Below are 20,842 nucleotides of genomic sequence, written 5' to 3'. Positions count from 1 at the left end.
AATGGGCTTCGCTATCAGGATCACATCTGGCCATGAGCCAACCTTCGCGCTTTTTACCACGAGCCTTTCAGGGAGAATAGCGTACGTAACCGCGTGTCTCTCAGGAAGAGTCCGCCCCAGAGCAACACGCCGAGAAGAAGCGGGAAGATCATGTTAAACAGCGGTGCCGCAACACGCACTTGGAGAACCACTGCGCCACCCAGATAGCCAGTCAGCAAGACCGCGCCGAAAAACGAGGTACGCGGAATGGCGTAGATGATCAGGCACACCATCTCCAGAATACCCACAAAGGTGGCAAGGCCCAGTGGAAAACCGAGGCTCTCAAAGGACGAGGTGTAGGCTACGGGCACAAACTTGACAATGCTGTCGAAGAGCATGAAAAGGACGCCCAAGACGCTCAAGACGTATCCAACCCAGAGGGCTGGCTTTGAGATGGGTGTAGATGAAGTCAAAGATTCCATAAGCTTTCTCCTTCAAGAGGCTTTTTACTTGCAATCTGCAAGCTCAATGATGTCTGTTTTCGTGTGCGGCTAGACCATCTCCTGATGGTCTCTTAACCACTTAACAATCGCCATAGCGTGCCCATGACCAAGTGCCAGATGCTCCTTCAACCACGAAACAATCTCGCCGGCTTTTACGCCGTCTTTCAATACTCCTTCGCTTCGTAACATTTCGGTGATTTGTTGCGGTGTTTTGCCGGTCTTCTTTTGGATATTCTCGATATAAGACAAAAATGGATCTGTCGTCATCTTCTCGTTGCTCCTTGTCTCTCCCACGGAATATACGATAAAATAGATCTGTCGTCATCTTCTCGTTGCTCCTTGTCTCTCCCACGGGCCATCTGCCTGGCTCCTGAGATATTCTAGGAAGCGTTCGTACGGCACCAGAGCGATAACCATGAGCCAACAGAGATATGTGTTGAACTCGTGCGCGCCACACTACCTTTCAGGCTGATAGCGCAACAGCACCACCCCGTTGCTGAATGGTCTGGCTTCTATCAGCCTGAGGGAGGACGTATTCAGGCCGTCTGAAAAAAGACGCCTTCCCGCTCCCAAAATGATCGGATAGACCAAAAGCGAATATTCATCGACGAGGCCGAACTGCATCAGGCTTTGAACCAGCCTCCCGCTGCCGCTGACCACGATGTTCTTGCCAGGCTGTTGTTTCAGGGCGGTGATGGCTTCAGCGATATTCCCTTGAAGCAAGGTGGAATGGTTCCAGTCAGCGGTTTTCAAGGTCGTGCTCACCACATATTTCTGCAGGTGATTCATCGTGTCAGCCTCACCGCCAGTCTGGGGGGAAAAGGTGGAGGCAAATGCTTCGTAGGTCACGCGCCCTAAGAGGAGCGCGTCGCTCGTCGCCATGCTTGATCCCAGATGGGCTCCAACCTCTTCATTGAAGTAGGGGAAGGTCCACTTTTCTGGTGCTTCCATGACGCCATCAAGTGAGAGGAACTCTCCGATAACAAGCTTTCTCATGCTGAATCTCCTTTATGTCATTGCTTCTAGAGCGTTTTTTTGGGCTGTCAATGGTTGTGCTGCTCACCATTCAGGGCAAGTGCTTATGTTTGGGCTCTGGCTCAATTTAGGTGAATGATGAGCTTATGTGGCGATTGCTCTCCTATTTCTGAGCATGTCTGAGCATGTAATGAAGAGCAAAACCACTGCTACTGATGTGCTTTCACCAAGATTGGGCCAGTTCCATATCACTTCGCTTTCCTGACGAATAAATTTTTCGCTCGCTTGTCAGAGAGGAGCCAGTGGAGCCAGATAAAGCCGCATAGCAGCGAAATGGCCCTGACACAAAACTTTTCCAGGCAAAATCGTGCCATTTTTCTCAACCGGAGGCAGACCCGGTAACGGAGAAATGCATCGGCTTCTGACGCAATTCTTTTCGCAAGGCTCTCTGAGAGAGCTTCTGGAGCGGCGTCATTTCTGCCACAAAACTTTTCGTGATTCTGGCAAAAAAGGTCTTTTGCGTGGGCCTCGCCTGCGAAAAATGGTTGCACTGCTGTTTGGAATAGAATTGCGTCAGATTGCACCGGAAATGCGCCTTTCCTGCTTCTCGACTATCGAGATACACGAACGGTTATGGGTCAAACGGCGAAAAGAATTACGACAAACAACACTCGGTGGCTGTCGGATGGAAAGATCACCCCTCATCTGGCCTCTTTTCGCTGCGTTGGAGCGAAAGGAGCCTCAAGTGTAAACCATCAATCTTTAGCAGCACGCCATAGAGAGCGGCCTGGTCGGGAAGGGTACCGGAAAGCTGTGAGGTGCCAGCTTCCTCATGAACGATGTGCAGATTCTCCAGCCACTCTTGCCAGGAGGGGTCCAGGTGCCCCTGAACGCGGATCGAAACATACATTGGTACGCCTCCTGATGGTGCCGTATTGACACGCTTTGCTTATTCCCTCATTGCCAATTGGTTCTACACTGCTCTTGCAGCTTGAGCAAAGTATAGCCGGCAGATGGGGAGCATGACATCACCTGTCTTCGCGATGTTTAGGGTGAACGCTGGCAAGGGCGTTGGGGAGGAACGGAAGGATAGTCTTCATCTAGGAGTCAGAGGAGGTTCAGACGTGTCGTCACCGCCATAGCTTCGGTGCGGCGGCTCACACCCAGCTTGCGATAGATGCTGCTGACCTGGCTCTTAATCGTATTGAGGGATACTACCAGGGTTTGGGCCATCTCGGCATAGGTCTGCCCAACCATCAGCAGCCGTAGCACCTGCTGCTCCTGGCGAGACAGTGGTGAAAGCAGGGCTTGTGGATGCCGATGGTTGGAAAGATGGGCGGCTTGTGCGTGAGCTGACTCATGCCCTTCCTGCTCGGAGGCCGCAAGGATTCGCAAGACGTAGGGCCTGAAACTGGCAACCGTGCAGGACTCGTCATGGTGGGGCACCTCCAGCAGCATCGTGAGAGCCTGCTTCATGAGTGGGCCAGCATCCAGATAAACACGCAGCATGCCCTCTGGCTCGGTCAATGTCAGTAGACGGGTCGCGACGTTCTGCGCGCGCGTGCTCTGGCCTGCATGGAAGAGGGCCACCACAGAGAGGGCCAGGAACGAGAGCGCCGACGGGGGATCGCCAGGCCGATCCAGATAGTGGCTGAAGCTGTCGAGCGTCTCAACAGCCTGAGCATAGTGCCGCTGTGCAATAGAGACATGGATGAGCGCCAATGCCTCTTCTTTCCGCAAGGGGTTCCACGCCTCTGATGAAAGTGTTGTCTGCGCCGCCCATTGTGACGCTTGCGCCAGCTTCCCCTCCGCGACCCACCACTGCACACGAAGAGCGATCAAGGAAGCCCTATGGGTGGCCAATCCTTCTTGTTCCACCAGCGCTGTGAGCTGTTCGAGAAACTCTTGCGCGGTAGAGAAATCCTCTCTCGCCAGCGCAAGCCGCACTGACAGAATCTTCTCCCTGACCAGCAGATCGATCAATTGCCATTCCTGCGCGATCTGTCGCAAACAGGAGAGCCAATCAGCCGCCTCCTCCAGGCGATTCCTGGCATACGCGACCTGGAACAGGAAATGATACACATAGCCTACCAGAATGGTGCGCGCACCATTCTGTTCGACCAGGGCAAGGATTTCCAGGCACTCTTGCTGCGCTAGCTGCAACTGCGCGGCCTGAGTATAGGCAAAAGCGAGCCAGCATCTTACGCGGATGGTGACGAGTGAGTCTCCTGCCTCCATCATCTGCTGCTTCGCAGTAAGCAACCGCTCGATCAGAGAAGCGCCCTTCCCCAGCAGCAGCGCCTCCCACCAGAAAATGAAGTAGAGGGGGATCACATTCCAGTGGGCCTCCTCATCTGGGGGCAGTGCTTCCATCTCCAGCGTGAGCAGGCGCAGGCCCTCCTGGTTGCCATCCTTGATGATCGTCATGACTGTCGCCAGAGCACGCAAGACACGCAGACGCCGTCCGATCAAGGCAACCTCTGCATCGGAGAGTACCAACTCCGACTTCCTCCGCAGAATCGCTTCCATGCGTCTATGGATTCGCTCTACCTGGGCCTGCATGTTAGAATGGACCAGTTGCGTTGCTATCGTGATGGAGTTGACCAGGTGAAAAGCCGCATTAAGAGCCAAGCGCAAATACACACGCAAAACAGGATCTGGCAGGGACAACATCCAGGTGTAGACGGTCTCAACTTCTCCATGCAACCACAAGGCAGGAGCGGCTCTCTCCATCAAGGAGGCAGCAAAGGAGAAGTCCTGGGCGGCCTGCGCGTGGGTAATGGCCTCCCGCAGCTCGCCCTGTGCTTCATACCAGCGCGCGGCCCGCATGTGTAAGAGGGAAACGAGTTCTGGCTGGCTGGCGTGCAAACGTGCTTGTAGCGCTTCTCGAAACAGGTCGTGATAACGATACCACTCCCGCCTGGAATCCAGCGGAATCACAAGGAGGTTCGCCCGCTCCAGCTCTTCGAGCAGCTGCTGGCTTGCTTGAAGAGTCGGCAGTGATGTGACTGCCTGGACCAGAGCAGCATTCATACTCGTCACCACGCTCGTCTGGAGCAGAAAATCCTGTACCCGTTGGGGGAGGTGCGTGATAATGTCCTGTTGGACATAGTCCAGCAGATAGCGGTGGGAGCCTCCAAAGTCCTTCACAAAAGCGGAAAGATCCTGCTGCTTGCGCAAGGAGAGCGCGGCCAGGTGCAGCCCGGCGATCCAGCCTTCTGTCCGTTCCAGAAGGATGGCGATGTCATTTGCCGAAAGCGGCAGAGCCATCCCATCACGCAGGAAGTGGGCGGCCTCTTCATGGCTAAAGCACAAATCGCTGGAGCGTATCTCGATCAACTGCCCTTTCACGCGCAAGCGAGAGAGAGGAAGCCGCGGATCAGTGCGCGTGGAGAGAACCAGATGCGCTCTCGCTGGCAGATGATCGAGCAGGAAAGACAACCCTTCGTAGATGGCCTGATCCTCGATCAGATGGAAGTCATCCAGAATCAGAATGATTTCCTGGTGAAGCAGGGCGATGTCGTTGAGCAGCGAGACCAGGATCGTCGAGAGCGGGAGTGCCTCTCGCGCATGCAGGAGGGCGAGTGCCTCCCCTCCTGCCGTGGGATCATAGCAGCGGAGGGCGGCAATACAGGATGCCCAGAAACGTACTGGATTGGTATCCGAAGCATCCAGAGAAAGCCAAGCCACCGGATTCTTCTGGCGGCTTGCCCACGCAGAAAGCAGAGTCGTCTTCCCGCTCCCAGCGGAGGCAGAAACAAGGGTTAATGGGTAGGTGTAGACTGCCTCCAGCTCAGCGAGCAGACGTGAACGCTCGACCAGAAAACTCGGCAGGCGAGGAGGAGAGAGCCTGGTGGAGAGTAAGGCAGAGAATGAGTGGGGGGAAGAAGCACTTTCTTGCGCCTGTCGTTCAGCCTCCTGCGAGAGCGCCTTCGCAGTCTCCTCTAAGCGTGCGAGCGAGATCTTGTCCGTAGAGCCCAGATAGCGCTTGCGATTGCGACCCTCTGTGGTGTGATAGGCATACCAATAGCCCGCTCCCCTTTTGCGCACCTCTTTGAGCACATTGAGATGACCATATTGCCCTTGAAAGGAGAAGGAGGAATGGCTGGCTAACCAGGTCAGCCACGGTTCCTCCTTGCCAGTCTCCAGTTTCAGCGGTGGCTGGTCAGGAGTAAGAAGAATATAGATCTTGCTCTGGGCGGACCACCTGAGCATATGAAGAGCTGACCTTGGCATCGAATCCTTTCCCTCAATCTGGTTTCTCCCCAACTCCCCAACTGAGGGGGAGTATAGCACATAACGCCACCAGCAGGGAAGCTTCCGGCTCCTCGCTATCAGCCAGGGGCAGTTTAGGGTCGCAAAAAACGGCCGTTTTATGAGACATATTGCTCTGCTTCTCTGAGGCTGCAGCGCACCACCTCCACAAGCACGGGATTCCCTCTTGACGAATCTCAAAACTTATCTCATAACATCAGACCGTTGACGGGAAACGTGAGACATATGGAGGAGCTTATGAAAATTGGGTATGTACGCGTCTCCAAACAGGAACAACACGAGGCACTTCAAATAGACGCGCTCAAAGAAGTAGGTTGTGAGAAATGGTTTGTAGACAAGATGACTGGATCAAAAGCGGAGCGAAAAGGACTGGACGAAGCGCTGGCGTATGTGCGGCCAGGGGACACGTTCGTTGTATGGAAACTGGATCGAGCAGGGCGCTCTTTGACCCATCTGATCGAGCTGCTCAAGGGTCTCCAAGAGCGCGGCATTGATTTCATCAGTTTGACGGAACAGATCGACACCACTACTGTACCTCGAAGTAATACTTGGCCATATCACTGACCAATATATTGACCGCATACACTCCTAAAATGGCTTCTAGCCTTGCTCGTTTCCTTCCATCTCCATGAGAGCCGAGACACATTTCCTGACCGCAAGTGCCATCGCCCTTTGCAATACGCTTTCCGATGCATGTTTCTTGCCTCAAGTGGACTGGTAGGTCAGGATAGGTGTCATTTTGGCCATGGAAAATGTCGCAAGCAGGACAAGATGGTTGTATGTTCACGCTTGTAGTAGTCAGTCCGTTTCGCTTTTAAAGCGGTGGGAGTGCCGCCCTCCATCGGCTCATATGAGCGGGAGAAGGTGAGGATACCCGCTCTCTCCCACTCAACGGCGCAGAGTCAATTAACTGCCTGGCGTTCATAGAGATAGACGACATCGTAGGTATGGGGATCGATGCGTGAGGCGTTCTGGCTGAACTGCGCGAATTCCGCGCCATGCCTCCTCAGAAAGGTGTCAAAGTCTGCCTGGGATCTCCATTGCGCATAGTTGATCATGCGGGTGCCGTCTGTGCTTTTGTGTAGGGCTATCCCGATCACGCCAGGCTCATCTTTTATCTCTTCAGTAAAGCGAGTCCACTGATCGATCAGCGCCTGCTGCTGCTCGGGCGTCGTCTCAAAGACATTGATCAAAGTTACCAGGTTACCCTCTTTGGAAACAAGCATATCTTTTCTCCTCTCATGTACTGCTCCATCGATGATCCATTTTTGATTGTCGTGATCAGGCAGGTAGTCTCTTTATTAGCCAGCGAAACCATCCTGGAAAGACGACGAGAGCCGACGTACTCCCTGCTTTACCGGTATTGTACGCGATTACGGCGAGAATCGCCAGAAATAGACGCAAAAAGCTGTCATTTCTCAGGTAAATTGGCGCATTTCTCTCAGATAATTTGCCGACGATTGGCTTGAGGAGTGCATTGAGACGGTTTTTGAGAAAAATTTCTCTCTCATAAAATGGCGGTGCAATTTCATCTCATCTCTTTGATGCTTTTCAGAAAAATGTAACGGCTCATTTTGTAAGCATAAAATGGCGCCCATTTCGGGCTGTTGCTTCGATCACGAGAACCGCGACTAGGGGTGACAAGATTACGGAGGGCAAAACCTACGCTAAGCGCTTAGCGTAGGTTTTGCCCTCCGTAATCTTGTCACCCCTAGCTGGATGTATGACGAGGGAGAAGGAGAAAGGCTCCCTCGTTTCTCATGGTTGGCTTAGAAGGGCTTGCGATACCTCGGCATGCGTTGCACCACCTGGTAGCCAACGCTTTCGTACAGGTGGACGGATTTGCCTGGATTTTCCGCTCTCGTCCCGATGTCTGCCTGCGTAATGCCGTGCTCCTGGCAGCGTTGGAGCATGCGAGTCATCAACGCTTTGCCCAGACCGCGCCGTCGCCAGGGACGGAGTGTCGCGACCCAGGGCGTATGCGCGCCCTCCTCATCGCTAGTACTCAGGACAAGCCCCGCGATTTGATCTCCATCCCAGGCCACCACCCACAGACTGGTATCCAGGTTCGGCCAGCCCAGGTCACGCAGCCAGGTTTCATAGCTCTCGATTTCGTGGCCCCCGTCACTCTCAGAGAACGCTTCTTCGTTTGCCGCGTAAATGGCAGGCAACTGGTCACGCTCGACGGGGCGGATTTCCAGACCATCAGGGAGCGGTGCAAGGTGGATAGGTTCGGTGGGAAGCTGGCAGGTCATCCACACCATGGTAAACGCCACCGTGTATCCCTCACTCAAGAGCAAGGCGCGGTTCCCAGGCTGGGTCTCGTCTGCATTGCCACCAAACACACAGGGTTTCGTCGTTGGGTGCATCTCGGCAATCTGGCGGATCCGTCGCTCTTGCCAGCGTAAGAGCGTGCGCCCAATGCCTTTGCGTCTCCACTCAGGAACAAGCCAGCCGAGGGAGAGAAACAGCTCAAGAAAGTTCTCTGTCCACCAAACGAGCCAGGTATAGCCAATCACCTGGCCATCCACCTCGACGAACAGACAATCTTGCAAAGGATTGCACACGGGATCGGAATCGGTATCTGGTCCGGGAAGCCAGATGTCGCCATCGACAGCTTGTATTTGCTTACGCACCGCCTTGATTGCGGGGAAGTCAACTGCTCCCTGAAACAAGCGGAATGCCAAGCCAGGGATGGCGGGCGCATCGGGAAGCGTGAGATACGATTTTGTTTGACTCATCAGTATATTCGTTCCTTTCTGCATTGACGTTCTCTGAACATCTTCTCGAACGTCAATCACATGGGAGAGTGTATAAGCTCTGGTTCTGGGCAACAAAAAACCACGAGGTGGCTCGTGGTCTGAGTAGGAGGGTAAATGTGAAAAACGCAACAAAAAACCACGAGCCGTAAGTGCGCCTCGTGGTGCCATTTTCGCGGGAAAAGCCGAAAAATCTACCCTTTTGAGGACGCACTCATAGATAGGTAAGCGGAAATGCCAATTTTCGTGCCTACGCCGCACTTGCTTCGATCATATAAAACCATCGTGTGCGTCCTCCTTTCTCAAAGATAATAGTTGGGTTACTGACCTAAGATACCATAGATTTTGCCGTGATGCAAGCCTTGGGGTGACAAGGTGACAAGGTGACAAGGTGACAAGGTGACAAGATTGCATGCCGTTCAAGCAAGGGCAATGGATAACACCTTCGCCAGAATTAGCTTTGTAACGCTCGCTCTACTTTTCAGAAAGCTGCCATATTTCTCGCTTGACCCAACGTAAGCCGTGATTAGGAGTAACCGTGGTGCGCTTCGGATGCCAGGGGAACCTCATGCTCCCTTCAGCAAACGTAAGAGTTCTCGTTGCCAGACAGATTGGACACTCAAAGCGCGAGACACCTTCTTCTTCAGCTTGAGCACGTGTTACTGGGATAACTTCGGTAAAGAAACATCCCACAGATTTCTGCGCCGGAGAAGGAGTAATTCCAACAGGATCACGTTCTGGAGCACGTTGCCCCACACGAGGTTTGGTCGGTTTGGGGGTCACTTGCGGCATGGGAAGTACCGTCGCAGCGGAGGATTCCTTCATCTGGTCGACTTGGTCAGCATGAGGCACTCCAGGTCCGTTTCCCGTTGCTTGTTTTGCCTCTTCCTTTACTCTTTTGGTCGGCTTTTTGACCAGTGCCTGGAATTGTTTGGCACTCTCGCTATCGTGGCGTGCGATGCTATGTTCGCCTGCCCGTGCTTCCATTTCCAAGCTGAGCCGTCTGGCCGGATGTGGTATGGTCGCAGTCAAGACCGCTTCGGTCAGGCTGGTCCCGTTCTGGATGAGCGTTGCTGCCACTGCGTCAACCAGCCAGTCCTTCAAGATCCCAATGCAACCAACGCAACCAGTGGCCCACCACCGCCAGCGAGACAGTGATGTATTCAGATCGACCTCAAGTGGAACCCGTTCCAGCAAATACTTCAAAGCGGCCACAAATGTAAATTTTGACATTACGCTGCCGTTTTTTAGGCAATTATGTCGTTGGAGGATTTCTCCTCCCTTGGCTTTTTCAGCCAACTTTCTCATGATTGGCCGAGAAAGAGCATCTCTGATCAGCAGAGGAATTGCCTAAAAATCAGCAGCGTAATGTCAAAGTTTACAGGCGAGTATAGTAGTCAGTCCAGTTTGTTATTGATGACAGGATAGAGATCATGGAGTGTGTCGCGAGCATCGTTGCAGGTAAACCTCCAGGAAATGGTACAACGCTGGGCGTTGCGCTCGGCCTCCAGTGTCACAATGCGCTGACGCAACTCTTGCAGACTCTGCACGCGACGCGAGAGACAGCCACGAGCAAAAATCCCGATCTCAATTTCTGGGTAGTGACTCCTCTAAGAGGTGATAGGGAGTCGAGTAGTCAACAAGTCTTGGAAGGACCAGAGATGATCAGTCACGCCCAGAGCCATTGCTGGAGATCGATGGTGATAGCGATGAACGCCATCGACAATCTGAAGCGGCAGGCGTAGAGCGTAATGAGCCCGATGGAAATTGTGATCGAAGATCTGCAAGCCGACCAGCGCATCCCAGGTCGCGTCTCGTTTGGCAAAAGCATGCGTCTTGCGGGTCAGCGCATTCAACCGATCACGCAACGCACCATGAAGTCGCTCCACGTGCACGGTCCCGGCGGGTCCCTGGCTTGCTCCCATCGCCATGCGGATTGCTACTGACAGGAGGCGTCCATGCTCATCACGGTGTTTGACTGTTTGCGTCAACGACACGGTGTCAGGCACCACCAACTTGCGCCGTCCGGTTTTGCCCTGACGCGACTGGGGTTGGCGATAGGCACGATGGAGAATGGCCGCATAGCCATGCCAGCCATCACTAAACCAGCAGAGCGGGCGGCGATGGGTTCGCAGGACCGTCCTGCTGACGGCCCGCGTCATCAGGTTCTCGCCCAGCGGTCCGGTGGCACTGGCAACCACGAAGCGGCTCTCCCGATCTTGGACGAGGCAAGCCCAGCGTGCTCCTTCGTCGGACGCCCCTTCAGTCCCCTTTTTTTCTGGACAAACGACCAGAACTCATCGATTTCCACCTGGCTCACGTGCAGATCGCAAGCCATCACCTGCGTCAGGGCCTCGGCATGCTCTGCTGCTCGCTTGAGCCAGACACTGATCGTTTCGTATTTGTGCCCGGTGATCTCCTCGGCAGCCCGCAAGCTGCCGCGCCGCATCACCACCAAGAGCGCTTGCGCTACCTCGGGGGCAGGCGTCTTCAACCCATACATCGGCGTGCCTTGCGTTGCTCCAAAGTACGTCTTACAGGTGCGGCACAGATACCGTTGCCGTCCCCGGTGGCTGCCATTGCGCACAACGCGCGGCCCTGAGCATGCGGGATTGGGACACGTTGGCAGACTGCTCTGCTCCTCTGCTTCTCGCTTGTTCATCGTTCACCTCCTCCTCTCTATTCTATCACCCCCTTCCGGAGTCACTACCGAGAAATACCAATCTCGTCCCATCGCTTTAATTCGAGCGGGATGGCACAAGATTGGTATGAGTGGGCCATGGCCTGGTTTGACCAGACCGTTGATCTGAGCCTGGGCACAAAAAAAGCGTTTCTTTTCCATATTCTGGTCACGGGCCGATGGCTTTCTGAACATGCTCCCCACATCCACATACCAGCGCAATGGACTGAAGACCTGGCGCTTCGTTTCAGAGCTGATATCTGTTCGTGGACAAATGGGCAATACGCAAGTGATAGCGCGCGGCACAAGCTTGCAAGCCAGGAGCTCCTGAACAAACCATTGGGACCACAAGCGATTTATCAGTATCTGACGGCGTTGCGGCGTTACTTCACCATCATCGGAAAGCAACCGTTCAATCTGGGCATCAATTTGCTCCAGATGGACCTGAGTGGAACGGAGTTGCTCGCACCAAATTTGCAGGCTCAGTTCGCGCGCCTCCACTGCAAGCCCACTGCTCACCGACTGGTGGGCTACATCCACTAACCGTTGCGCTGTCTCACGCCCATAGTTGTGGGGAGCCGTTGCATGCAAGATAGCCGCAATGGCATCCACTCCTGCGGCGCGGATTGTTCTTGCGCTGGGATACGCCTGGAGCACCGCAGTAGCAGTCATGCGGCAGGGATCGGCAAAGACCTGGGTGAACTCGGGAAAGAGGACCACCAGCAGCCCCTGGATCTCGTTCTTGTCACGAGCGATCTCATCGCTCAGTCGGGTATGCAAGCGGACCAATTCGCGATAACTGGCAATATGTTGCGTGGGAACATACCCTACTCGCGCCTCTCCGCTGAGCAAGACGCGCGCAATGGTGGCCGCGTCCAAACGATCGGTCTTGGCGCGCAAGCCACGTTGTTTGGCGAATTCATGCGTTTGTCGAGGATGTAACAAGCAGAGGTGATACCCCTGCTGCTGGAGAAAGTGAAAGAGATTCTCCCCATACCGCGAGGTCGCCTCCAGGCCAACCACGATGCGCGATGGATCTCTCTCCAAACGGGCGAGCTGGGCCTGGAGTTGATGAAACCCTGAGGCCGCATTGGCGAAGCCACGCGGTTTGATAACCACCTGCTTCTGGGGAGTGAGAACGGTAAAGCAGCAAGCTTCACTGCCCAGATCAATCCCGACAACATACGAAAAAGATGACGGGTCAAGCACGACCGAAGTTGCTGGGTCGGCCATCACACACCTGCTTTCTTCTCGACCAGTCCCTGTCCCGTTCGTGTTCCTTGTTGGCTAGTGGGATACCCTCCCACGCAGAGCAACCGTGAACTCACGTTGGATCGGCAGTCCGGCGCTTCTCACGGGAGAACGCGCTGCTGCACCAAGCCCAATCGACCTTTCTCGCTCTGGCAGGCGGGGAGCCGTCTGTAGGAGGCGGTCACTCTCTACGAGAGACAGTCGAGGCCGCATGTTGTAACGATGGCTCTCCCACTGGTGTTTCCAGTCTCGCAGATTCCCTGGCTGTCAACAAGTCCTCTGCTCGACACCAATTAGTATATGAGTTGTAGATAACTGGAGATGGCACTTCGGCGCTTATAGTGACAGAGCCGAGCGAGAGCCTGATGGGCGCGTCGCCAAAATGACCAGGCCAAGTGGTAGGCAAAAGGGAAAGACTGTGTGCCTACAAGACGAAAGAAAAGCCGCCGGATTTCGGCAACACTGAGGGGAACCATGACCGGGAGATCAGAAGACACGTGGGCTTGAATAGGGTCGGTTGCTTCTGCCTCTGGTGTCTGAGGCGTCTGCTCAGACTTTTTTTGAGTGTGTCTTCTTCATCACGGGCTCGCAAGACCGTTAAAAAGGCCAGAGCAAGCATTGAAAGAGTGACGTGCCGGTACCAACCGTGCCAGGAACGGACTTCGTACTCATCCAGGCCAACTTCTCCCTTCCCTTCTTCAAAACACTGCTCCACTGTCCAGCGCGCGCCGAAAGCCTCCACCATCTCCTCTAAAGAGGGAGGCATCAGCGGGAGCAAAGACCAGCAAGGCCATCTCTGTAGGTTTGGTTCCCTCGTCCAGGCTTCGGCGCACCAAGAGCCAGCGTTGCCATCCGCTGATCTCCGGTGCCGAGAGTTCGATGCGCGCCCATGCGAAGAGGCGAGGTCCTTTGCTCCCCGCGCCTGCACTCAACTCCTGCCAGTCTTCCCGAGCCAGGCTACGCCCTATCTGATCCACTCGCCTGCGGATTCCTTGCGCCTCCACATGTTCTTTGCAAGCCACTGCCAATGCATATGCCTGCTTACGGGCTTCCAGACCAGCCCGCAGCGACTGTGCGCTTCCGTACACGGTATCACCGGTTACCCAGGCGACGGGGAGGCCAGCATCTAAAGTGCGCCAGAGCATTTGCGCGGCCAATTCCGGTTTCGTAGCAAAGGTCACCGAAGCAGGCACATGAGCTTCTCGACAACGCCCCTGGTCGTTCGTCCAACTCTTGGGCAGGTACAATTCGCGATCTAGCAACGTGTGTCCACGCGAACTCGCATAGGAAAGAAACACGCCCACCTGACAGTTTTCGATACGCCCAGCCGTGCCGCTGTACTGCCGTTGCACTCCTACCGATTTGCGTCCCTTTTTGAGAAAGCCTGTCTCATCAATCACCAACACCGCGTTTGGCTCCGCAAGCGTTTCCCAGACGTACATACGCAACGTATCTCGCAGCCCATCGCAATCCCACTTGGCCCGATCTAACAGGTGTTGCATCGCGTACGGAGTGACTTCCCCCACTTCCTCAGCCACTTGCCACCCGTTTTTTCGTTCTACTGGACTCATCAATCCCTGTACGTAGGCAAGTGCTCGGTAGTAAGGCTCCGATCGCACGAAATGGCGTTTGATCCGTTGGCCCAGTTCGTGGAAGGCTGTGGTCCACACCTCTTCAGGAGAGGAAGATACCCTGACAGAAGAAAAAGGAAGAGGCATAGAGGATTCTCCTTGTGTTCTCATTTTCTCTCTCATATGAGAACTCTCTAGAACAATACAGGTGATAAGAAAGGACGAAAGCATCAACATACAAGAATCGTGCCGGTCCTATCGGGACCGGCACGATTGCGCCTCCAATGGATCGGTGCTCAATTGTGACTGATGATCACCTTTCCGAAAGGCTGAGCTTCTTCGTAGTAACGGTAGGCTGCTTTTGCGTCCTCGAAAGGAAACACGCGATCAATGGCTGGCCTAAGCCGACTCTGGGCTACGGCGCGGTTCATGGCGTGAAATTGGACGCGACTCCCGCCGAAGATGGGCCACAGCGCGACAAGACCGAAGAAAAAGCTTCCGATGTCAATGGTTGATACGTCACTGGGAAGCCATCCAACCAGGACAACCTGTCCTGAAACTGCGGTCGCCTTGATTGACTGCTCAAGCGTGCCAGGGTTCGTGGACTCAACGACTACATCGACACCTCGTCCACTGGTCAGTTCACGCACCGTTTCATGCCAGTTGGGCGTCGTTCGGTAGTTAATCACCTTATCTGCCCCAAGCGTATGAAGCTGTTGGGCTTTCTCCTCGCTCGACGTGGTTGCAATAACGCGCGCACCGAGGTGCTTGGCGAACTGAAGCGCGAAGAGAGAAACACTCCCCGATCCCAGGATCAACATCGTTTCGCCAGCCTGGAGCGGTCGGGCACCTGTGAGTGCATTCCAGGCAGTAACCCCAGCAGTAGGCAATGCTGCGGCTTCTTCAAAGGAAAGGTGATCAGGAATGTGGACAAGCCACTCTTCATGCAACAGGGCATATTCTGTCAAGAGTCCGTCCAGCGAACCGCCAATCTGTGCCGCCGAGTCCAATCCTGGGAAGAAAGGCTCGTCAATCCACTGCGGAAGAGGGGTTGCCGCCACCCGGTCTCCTGGTTTCGCCCGAGTAACGTCTGTCCCTATGGCGATTACTTCGCCTGCCCCATCAGCCAATGGAATGCCGTCCGGTTTGATTGGGAGAGGGTACGTTCCCCATAAGATCGCGAGATCTCGATAATTGAGCGCGCTGGCCCTGACCCGCACCACCACTTCGTGTGGGCCGGGAGTCGGAATGTCGTGCTCTTTCACGGTCAGGCTGTCTAAACCTCCACCTTTATTTGTATGGTAACTCTTCATCGCATACTCTCTTTCCTTTCAAGCAAACTACAAAAACATTTCGGTATTTTTCTCACCTGTGAAATGAAGGGCGACACGCGGTCATTCCGCAAATGTTGCTGTATATTGCTCCCTGGTTGCTTCGTCTTCGATGTAGTGCTCGACGAGCCGCTCAAAATCCCGACGCACGCTTGCTTGCTCATCGATAAGCTTGATGCTCCCCGTAATACTTATATAGCGCGTTCCTTCCACAATGCAGATGGAAGCATGTGGGTTACGGCGAATGTTCTTCACTTTTTGAAGATGTTCCTGGCTATTCAGGATAATCCTGCCGTCATCGTCAAACAGGTACCACATCGGTGTCAAATGCATACTTCCGTCCTTGCTGAAGTGCTTAAAACGGTAATATGTTTCTCTTTGAGAAACGCCTGTGCCCTGTCAGATACAACTGCTGTCGGCATAAAAATCTCCTTCACCTTTCTTACTGGCTCTTTTAATGCTTATGACAATGGGTGATGTGCTAGAAACGCTTTGACGATGCGGCTGGCCTCTTCGCGAAACTCGATCAGATACCCATGTCGTGCTCCTTCGATCAGAGACAGTTCTGCGCCTGGAATGCGCTTGGCCAGCAGGTGGGCGTTCGCTGGAGGGTTCATCCGATCCTCGCTCCCGTGGAGGACCAGCGTCGGTGCGCTAATGGTGGGCAAAAGATCCCAGGCATCATGTCCTTCGCTCGCCTGATAATGCAGTCGGCGTACATACTCAGGAAGAGGAGGACTCTGCAACGCAGCCTTCACCACTTCCAGGTGTGATGCGATCCAGCCAGGTGAATAAAAGAGCGCGCCTATCTTTTCAAGAGCCTCTTGCGGATCGGTTAGCGGGTTGGTCCACAAGGCGTTGACCTCCGCGCTGCGAGGAACCCCATGGGCCGAACCAGGCGTGGTGGCACCCAGCACCAGCGCACCAACGCGTTGCCCATGATCAATACCGAGCCATTGGCTGACACGCCCACCCATTGAGTACCCATACACATGCACACGTGCAATTCCAAGATGATCAAGCAGCGCGATTGCATCTTGCGCAAATCCACGTGTCGAATAGGGCGGCGCAGTGGGTTGATCGCTTTGGCCAGTTCCACGGTGATCAAAGACAATCACCCGGTAGCGGTCGGTGAAATCGTCGCGAATACCGTCCCAGGAGGTATGGTCCAACCCCTGGCCGCTGACCAGCAAAAGCGGCTCACCTGTACCGGATTCTTCATAATAGAGGCGTGTTCCATCTGGAATTGTAACAAATGGCATCGAACGTTCTCCTTTGTTGCTGCAATTCTTCCTGAAGGCTCTGTTTGTATGGGCCATACGGTACCAGTTGTCTCGCAGAGGATCACCCATCTAAAGGAGGGGAGTTGAAGAGGAAAGAAAGCCCTCCTTTAGACGGGTGATGGGTGCAGGGCGCTGCGCTATGATCTCAGGCATCTGAACCTAGATCTTCTGAGCAATACAAAAGGAAACACACATCTCCGGTAAAGAGAGAAGGAGCGCACTATGACCTCTGCAACACGCGAAGAGAAGCCCATTTCCAGTCCCCCGCAAGAATCCATTCCTTCCCCATGGATACATGGACTCATTGGCCTGGCTGGAGGAATCGTTGGTGGCTTGATTGGTGGAGGAGGAGGTATCGTGACGATTCCCGCGCTGGATCACACGGCGACCCTGTCTCGTGCTCGCATCCATGGGACATCTACACTGGTCAATGCGGTAATTGCGGTGATCGGGGCGGGATGTATAGCTGGCGCGGAGAGACCATGGATCTGCGCACTGGCATCGCTCTGATGTGCGGAGGTCTCATCGGGGCGCCACTTGGAGCGCGCCTCACGGCGCGTCTTCCCGAGCGACTGCTTCGCCTGCTTTTCCTGGGAGTGCTCCTCGTCACTGGTGCCCAAATGCTCCTCAACGCGGTCTTTTGTGCGGAGGTCTCATCGGGGCGCCACTTGGAGCGCGCCTCACGGCGCGTCTTCCCGAGCGACTGCTTCGCCTGCTTTTCCTGGGAGTGCTCCTCGTCACTGGTGCCCAAATGCTCCTCAACGCGGTCTTTTCCAGAAGCCAGACCCCATCTCTGTTCCCAGGACCCTCCCTCACTGATCCCATCCTGGTAGTTCTTCTGGCCTTTCTGCTCGGAGTGCTCATTGGAGCCTGGTCGAGTAGTATGGGGATGGGAGGGGGAATACTCACCATCCCGGCTCTTGTCTTGATCTTTGGAGTGAACCAGCATACTGCGGCGGGGACTTCGCTCCTGGTGATGATCCCGAATACCCTTGTTGGCTCATTCATGCACCTGCGCCAGCAAACAGCCTCACTTCGCGCTGGGAGTATCATGGGCATCGGAGCGTTTTTTGGGGCCGCCATTGGTATCTGGATGGCCTTGCTGATGAATGACTAGTTCTTGCAACTCATCTTTGGTTGTTTTGTGCTGGTGGCAGCGACGCGTGAAGGATATGGCCTCTTTCTCCGACACCGCCAGAAGCCCCGAACGACAGCGGGGCCGAACCGTTAACCATCGCTCTTGCGGAGAACACGTTGAGGCATCGAGAAGAGCAACGTCACGCTGGGAGACAGTTGCTCTTTTTTGGCAAGCAGGTTCACCGCGATCAGATCAAAGCACGTTCAGTTCTCTGGCCTGGGCAATCGCCTGCGTGCGGCTATTGACGCCCAGTTTGTTAAAAATCTGTCTGACATGCCATTTGACCGTGCTCATGGCAATGACCAGGTGATCCGCTATCTCTTGATTTGACAACCCTGAAGCAAGGAGGCGCACGATCTCTCGTTCACGCTCACTCAAGAGGATATGCGAGCTTGACGAGGTTCTACGTTCAGCGCAGGCATCCAGTAACCGTTGGAGATACTCTGGCGCAAGGCGAAGCGCGAGCGATCCTGTGCGTTGGGCCGCGTGTACTGCTTTGAGCAAACGTGCCATCTCTGCCCCTTCCTCCGTGAACGTGAACACATAGCCTTCCGGTTCAGCAAGCACAAGTGCCTGGATGATGGTACTCATGGCGCGCTCAGTGGCTCCTTTCGCCTGAAACACCAGGGCCTGAAGCACCTTCGTCTTGATGACCGCTCGCATGCGGCCTTCTTCTTCCGCCAGCGTCAACATCTGAGCCAGGACGCGCTCCGCTTCTGCGTCGTTTCCTGCCGCCAGTTGCACGCGAGCCAGGATATGATACTCTCGCTCATTTCTGCTGGTCAGAGGGTACGAAACCGTTTGCTGCTCAAAATCCCGCATCCACGGTATCGCTGCCTGGACATGTCCGCGCCTGACTTCAAGCAGAGCCTGATAGGCTCTCGTGACCTGGATTGCTGGCGCAAATTGTTTCTGATGGCCAACCATCTCTTCTCGCCGCAACAAAGCAAGGCTTTCATCGATCTGCTCCTGAGCCTGTTTGATGAGAGCCAAAAGGACGGTGATCTCAAGAAATGCAGCGGGGACATCTCTCTCTTTGCCTAATTTCAGGGCCTGGAGAAGAGCCTGTTCAGCGTGCTCCAGTTCATTCCATTCAAGGTGCACATTCGCGATACCCAGATACGCCATCCACATCGACGCAGTCATTTTCCCCTCTGGCTGAAGACGCAATGCCTGCTGATAAATCTCCAGGGCTTGATGCAGTTGTCCCTGCTCTTGCAATTGGTAGCCCAGATGCTCCAGACTGAGCAAGCTGACATGGGGACTCTCGGCGTCACGGATCGCTTGCTCCAAAGCCTTGCGCGCGGCCAGGCCATTTTGGAAGCGAAAGGCAATGCCCAGACAAAGGGAGATGAGGCTGCGCATCAACACATCGCTGGTGGGCAGATACTCCAGCGCGCGGCGCGCGAGCTCTCGAACCCGCGGGAAGTTCTGTTGTTGGGTGGCGATGAAAGCACGCACAACCAGCGTTTCGCCTCTCATGGTTTCACAATTACAAGCCATCTCTGTGGGAGTGTGCTCATTGCGCACACATGCTTCAAGTTCCTGGAGACGCGCCTCAGCCTCCTCAATATTCCCCAGGAAAGCCAGCACTTTGGCATGGATAATGAGCAGCCTGGGATTGCTCCGCACCAATGCACCAGGCAGGCATACGATCCAGCGATGAAGGATGGCAAACTCCCCACGCTTCATCATTTCCTGGCTGTTCTGCTCAAGCAATCGCGTCGCTTGCATAAAATCCTGCGCTAGCAGCAGATGGTGCATCGCTTCTTCAAAGTAACCATGACGCTCATACCAGTCTGAGGCTCGCTGATGCAGTGTCGTGATGTGGTCAGGCTGGCTTTGCTGCAAACAGGTCCGTAGGAAATCGGCGAAGAGTTGGTGATATCGATACCAGGTGTGCTCTTCATTCAGGGGAACGATGAACAGGTTGGACTGCTCCAGATGAGCGAGCAAGGCTTGGCTCTCTGCATCTTCTGTGACCGCCTGACAGAGGGACGCGTTCAAGCGGCCAAGCAGCGAGGTGCGCAGCAAAAACTGCTGGACCCGCGCGGGTTGCTTGTGCAGGATTTCTTCCGCGAGATACGTCACCAGCGTGTGGTGGCTCCCCGTAAAAGCGTTAAGAAAGCTCAATCGATCAGCATGGCGCTGCATCGAGAGACCAGCAAGCTGGAGACCAGCGACCCACCCTTCGGTACGTGCTTCCAGCACAGCAACCTCGTCAGGGCTCAGGTGCATATCCATCACCTTCCTGAAGAAGAGTTCCGCTTCTTCAGGGGAAAAGCGCAGATCGGCGGTGCGGATCTCCTCCAATTGATCGCTGGCTCGTAAACGTGCAAGCGAGAAAGGCGGATCGCGCCGCGTCACAATGAAGAGATGCAACCGCATCGGAAGATGCTCAACGAGATATGCCAGAGAGGTATGAATGGCGGGGGTAATGATTTCGTGATAATCATCCAGGATGAGCACCACATCATCATCAAGATGAATGAGGTTATTGATGACGGCGGTAACAATCTCCTCGATGGGAGGAGATTGACGAGTACGGGCAGTTTTGAGCAATTCCTGCGCATGTGTGAGGGTGCCTGGATGGAGCTCATCCAATGCAGCCAGGACATACATCCAGAAGCGATGTAGGTCGTTATCATGGGCATCGAGCGAGACCCAGGCAGCCATGACTCTGCTCTCGCGGAGCCAGGAACTCACGATCGTGGTCTTCCCCGAACCAGCAGGAGCGGATATCAACGTGAGTGACCGCCGAGTTCCCTGCTCAAGCAAATCAACCACATGCGGACGCGGTACGAGTTTGGCCCGAAGGGGCGGCACATACAATTTGCTTGCGAGCAGGGTGTTCTTGAGCATCACACGATATCTTCCTCATGGTTGTTGATCTCTCAATGACAATTATATGCTACTGGAAACACTTTTAAAAGTCGTAGAGCTTATGCACTTTGACGGCAGGGAGATGGAGAAAGGGACGGATTACCGCGAAGCAAATGCACTCAAATGCAGAGCTTGGACTTTTTCAGATGTGATAAGAACTGTGCCGTCGCTGAAGCTGAACAGAGAACAGAAAGAGGGTATCTCTTTAGGTCTT

Annotated in this window: 18 protein-coding genes and 3 pseudogenes; 4 read left to right on the top strand and 17 right to left on the bottom strand. The window is 54.6% G+C overall.

Translation table 11 applies throughout. The annotated features are described in order from the left end of the window. Positions 1-53 precede the first annotated feature (53 nt). From KRAC_RS43580 to KRAC_RS43555, 5 genes are all read right to left on the bottom strand, one after another. Positions 54-461: a DoxX family protein gene (locus KRAC_RS43580; RefSeq protein WP_007918357.1), complete on the bottom strand. Its 408-nt coding sequence runs from the start codon at positions 459-461 to the stop codon at positions 54-56. 69 nt (positions 462-530) lie between these two features. Further along, positions 531-749, bottom strand: coding sequence for a DUF4287 domain-containing protein (locus tag KRAC_RS43575; RefSeq protein ID WP_007918356.1), 219 nt, complete (start codon positions 747-749; stop codon positions 531-533). Between the two features lie 189 nt (positions 750-938). Then, on the bottom strand, positions 939-1,478 hold the full coding sequence (locus tag KRAC_RS43570) for a dihydrofolate reductase family protein (RefSeq protein ID WP_007918355.1): 540 nt from the start codon (positions 1,476-1,478) through the stop codon (positions 939-941). Between the two features lie 673 nt (positions 1,479-2,151). Then, the gene (locus tag KRAC_RS43560; protein WP_007918354.1) at positions 2,152-2,367 is read right to left on the bottom strand and encodes a hypothetical protein; all 216 of its coding nucleotides are present in this window, start codon (positions 2,365-2,367) and stop codon (positions 2,152-2,154) included. 197 nt (positions 2,368-2,564) lie between these two features. Further along, on the bottom strand, positions 2,565-5,693 hold the full coding sequence (locus KRAC_RS43555) for a winged helix-turn-helix domain-containing protein (protein ID WP_075164548.1): 3,129 nt from the start codon (positions 5,691-5,693) through the stop codon (positions 2,565-2,567). Between the two features lie 276 nt (positions 5,694-5,969). Here KRAC_RS43555 and KRAC_RS43550 point away from each other — a divergent pair, with 276 nt between their 5' ends. Beyond that, positions 5,970-6,296 (top strand): recombinase family protein, encoded by a 327-nt coding sequence (locus KRAC_RS43550; RefSeq protein ID WP_007918352.1) that lies wholly within the window; start codon positions 5,970-5,972, stop codon positions 6,294-6,296. A gap of 338 nt (positions 6,297-6,634) precedes the next feature. On the opposite strand, the gene KRAC_RS43545 is transcribed toward KRAC_RS43550, so the two are convergent. The 11 genes and pseudogenes from KRAC_RS43545 to KRAC_RS43500 all read right to left on the bottom strand — a co-directional run bounded on the left by KRAC_RS43545 (position 6,635) and on the right by KRAC_RS43500 (position 16,586). Continuing rightward, complete coding sequence (locus KRAC_RS43545) at positions 6,635-6,958, bottom strand: antibiotic biosynthesis monooxygenase family protein (protein ID WP_007918351.1); 324 nt, start codon at positions 6,956-6,958, stop codon at positions 6,635-6,637. 543 nt (positions 6,959-7,501) lie between these two features. After that, positions 7,502-8,473 (bottom strand): GNAT family N-acetyltransferase, encoded by a 972-nt coding sequence (locus tag KRAC_RS43540; protein ID WP_040447112.1) that lies wholly within the window; start codon positions 8,471-8,473, stop codon positions 7,502-7,504. Between the two features lie 492 nt (positions 8,474-8,965). Then, positions 8,966-9,724: a hypothetical protein gene (locus tag KRAC_RS43535; protein WP_040447110.1), complete on the bottom strand. Its 759-nt coding sequence runs from the start codon at positions 9,722-9,724 to the stop codon at positions 8,966-8,968. Positions 9,725-9,888: 164 nt separating this feature from the next. Next, on the bottom strand, positions 9,889-10,023 hold the full coding sequence (locus KRAC_RS78750) for a hypothetical protein (protein WP_274532185.1): 135 nt from the start codon (positions 10,021-10,023) through the stop codon (positions 9,889-9,891). A gap of 78 nt (positions 10,024-10,101) precedes the next feature. Continuing rightward, on the bottom strand, positions 10,102-10,692 hold the full coding sequence (locus KRAC_RS43530; protein ID WP_244421978.1) for a hypothetical protein: 591 nt from the start codon (positions 10,690-10,692) through the stop codon (positions 10,102-10,104). Then, positions 10,653-11,153 (bottom strand): IS1/IS1595 family N-terminal zinc-binding domain-containing protein, encoded by a 501-nt coding sequence (locus tag KRAC_RS43525; protein ID WP_007905782.1) that lies wholly within the window; start codon positions 11,151-11,153, stop codon positions 10,653-10,655. Before KRAC_RS43525 ends, KRAC_RS43530 begins: the two co-directional genes overlap by 40 nt. Before the next feature lie 3 nt (positions 11,154-11,156). Next, the gene (locus tag KRAC_RS43520; protein ID WP_007918347.1) at positions 11,157-12,404 is read right to left on the bottom strand and encodes an IS110 family transposase; all 1,248 of its coding nucleotides are present in this window, start codon (positions 12,402-12,404) and stop codon (positions 11,157-11,159) included. Between the two features lie 442 nt (positions 12,405-12,846). Then, a pseudogene (locus KRAC_RS43515) lies at positions 12,847-14,140 on the bottom strand (IS701 family transposase). A 149-nt stretch (positions 14,141-14,289) separates the two neighbouring features. After that, the gene (locus tag KRAC_RS43510) at positions 14,290-15,306 is read right to left on the bottom strand and encodes a zinc-dependent alcohol dehydrogenase family protein (RefSeq protein WP_007918345.1); all 1,017 of its coding nucleotides are present in this window, start codon (positions 15,304-15,306) and stop codon (positions 14,290-14,292) included. A gap of 81 nt (positions 15,307-15,387) precedes the next feature. Continuing rightward, positions 15,388-15,660 (bottom strand): annotated as a pseudogene (locus KRAC_RS43505) (pyridoxamine 5'-phosphate oxidase family protein); the annotation flags it as partial. 125 nt (positions 15,661-15,785) lie between these two features. Continuing rightward, complete coding sequence (locus tag KRAC_RS43500) at positions 15,786-16,586, bottom strand: alpha/beta fold hydrolase (protein WP_007918343.1); 801 nt, start codon at positions 16,584-16,586, stop codon at positions 15,786-15,788. Positions 16,587-16,829: 243 nt separating this feature from the next. Here KRAC_RS43500 and KRAC_RS43495 point away from each other — a divergent pair, with 243 nt between their 5' ends. From KRAC_RS43495 to KRAC_RS77160, 3 genes and pseudogenes are all read left to right on the top strand, one after another. Beyond that, positions 16,830-17,117, top strand: a complete 288-nt coding sequence (locus KRAC_RS43495) for a TSUP family transporter (RefSeq protein WP_007918341.1) — start codon at positions 16,830-16,832, stop codon at positions 17,115-17,117. Next, a pseudogene (locus tag KRAC_RS80205) lies at positions 17,066-17,182 on the top strand (sulfite exporter TauE/SafE family protein); the annotation flags it as partial. The gene KRAC_RS43495 and the pseudogene KRAC_RS80205, both read left to right, overlap by 52 nt. 65 nt (positions 17,183-17,247) lie before the next feature. Further along, complete coding sequence (locus tag KRAC_RS77160; RefSeq protein WP_052569134.1) at positions 17,248-17,724, top strand: sulfite exporter TauE/SafE family protein; 477 nt, start codon at positions 17,248-17,250, stop codon at positions 17,722-17,724. Between the two features lie 213 nt (positions 17,725-17,937). Here KRAC_RS77160 and KRAC_RS43485 read toward each other — a convergent pair whose 3' ends face one another. Then, positions 17,938-20,607: a winged helix-turn-helix domain-containing protein gene (locus tag KRAC_RS43485; RefSeq protein ID WP_007918339.1), complete on the bottom strand. Its 2,670-nt coding sequence runs from the start codon at positions 20,605-20,607 to the stop codon at positions 17,938-17,940. Positions 20,608-20,842: the final 235 nt, after the last annotated feature.

It is taken from the genome of Ktedonobacter racemifer DSM 44963, assembly GCF_000178855.1.
Lineage (GTDB): Bacteria > Chloroflexota > Ktedonobacteria > Ktedonobacterales > Ktedonobacteraceae > Ktedonobacter > Ktedonobacter racemifer.
Note: the sequence above shows the minus strand (reverse complement) of the source record. Positions and strands in the feature narration are given on the sequence as shown.

Bases quoted from the DNA above. Each gene is read 5' to 3' on its own strand.
- KRAC_RS43580 (WP_007918357.1), bottom strand. From the start codon at position 461: ATGGAATCTTTGACTTCATCTACACCCATCTCAAAGCCAGCCCTCTGG.
- KRAC_RS43500 (WP_007918343.1), bottom strand. From the start codon at position 16,586: ATGCCATTTGTTACAATTCCAGATGGAACACGCCTCTATTATGAAGAA.
- KRAC_RS43520 (WP_007918347.1), bottom strand. From the start codon at position 12,404: ATGGCCGACCCAGCAACTTCGGTCGTGCTTGACCCGTCATCTTTTTCG.
- KRAC_RS43560 (WP_007918354.1), bottom strand. From the start codon at position 2,367: ATGTATGTTTCGATCCGCGTTCAGGGGCACCTGGACCCCTCCTGGCAA.
- KRAC_RS43575 (WP_007918356.1), bottom strand. From the start codon at position 749: ATGACGACAGATCCATTTTTGTCTTATATCGAGAATATCCAAAAGAAG.
- KRAC_RS43545 (WP_007918351.1), bottom strand. From the start codon at position 6,958: ATGCTTGTTTCCAAAGAGGGTAACCTGGTAACTTTGATCAATGTCTTT.
- KRAC_RS43555 (WP_075164548.1), bottom strand. From the start codon at position 5,693: ATGCCAAGGTCAGCTCTTCATATGCTCAGGTGGTCCGCCCAGAGCAAG.
- KRAC_RS43510 (WP_007918345.1), bottom strand. From the start codon at position 15,306: ATGAAGAGTTACCATACAAATAAAGGTGGAGGTTTAGACAGCCTGACC.
- KRAC_RS43550 (WP_007918352.1), top strand. From the start codon at position 5,970: ATGAAAATTGGGTATGTACGCGTCTCCAAACAGGAACAACACGAGGCA.
- KRAC_RS43570 (WP_007918355.1), bottom strand. From the start codon at position 1,478: ATGAGAAAGCTTGTTATCGGAGAGTTCCTCTCACTTGATGGCGTCATG.
- KRAC_RS43485 (WP_007918339.1), bottom strand. From the start codon at position 20,607: ATGCTCAAGAACACCCTGCTCGCAAGCAAATTGTATGTGCCGCCCCTT.
- KRAC_RS43495 (WP_007918341.1), top strand. From the start codon at position 16,830: ATGACCTCTGCAACACGCGAAGAGAAGCCCATTTCCAGTCCCCCGCAA.
- KRAC_RS43525 (WP_007905782.1), bottom strand. From the start codon at position 11,153: ATGAACAAGCGAGAAGCAGAGGAGCAGAGCAGTCTGCCAACGTGTCCC.
- KRAC_RS43540 (WP_040447112.1), bottom strand. From the start codon at position 8,473: ATGAGTCAAACAAAATCGTATCTCACGCTTCCCGATGCGCCCGCCATC.
- KRAC_RS43535 (WP_040447110.1), bottom strand. From the start codon at position 9,724: ATGTCAAAATTTACATTTGTGGCCGCTTTGAAGTATTTGCTGGAACGG.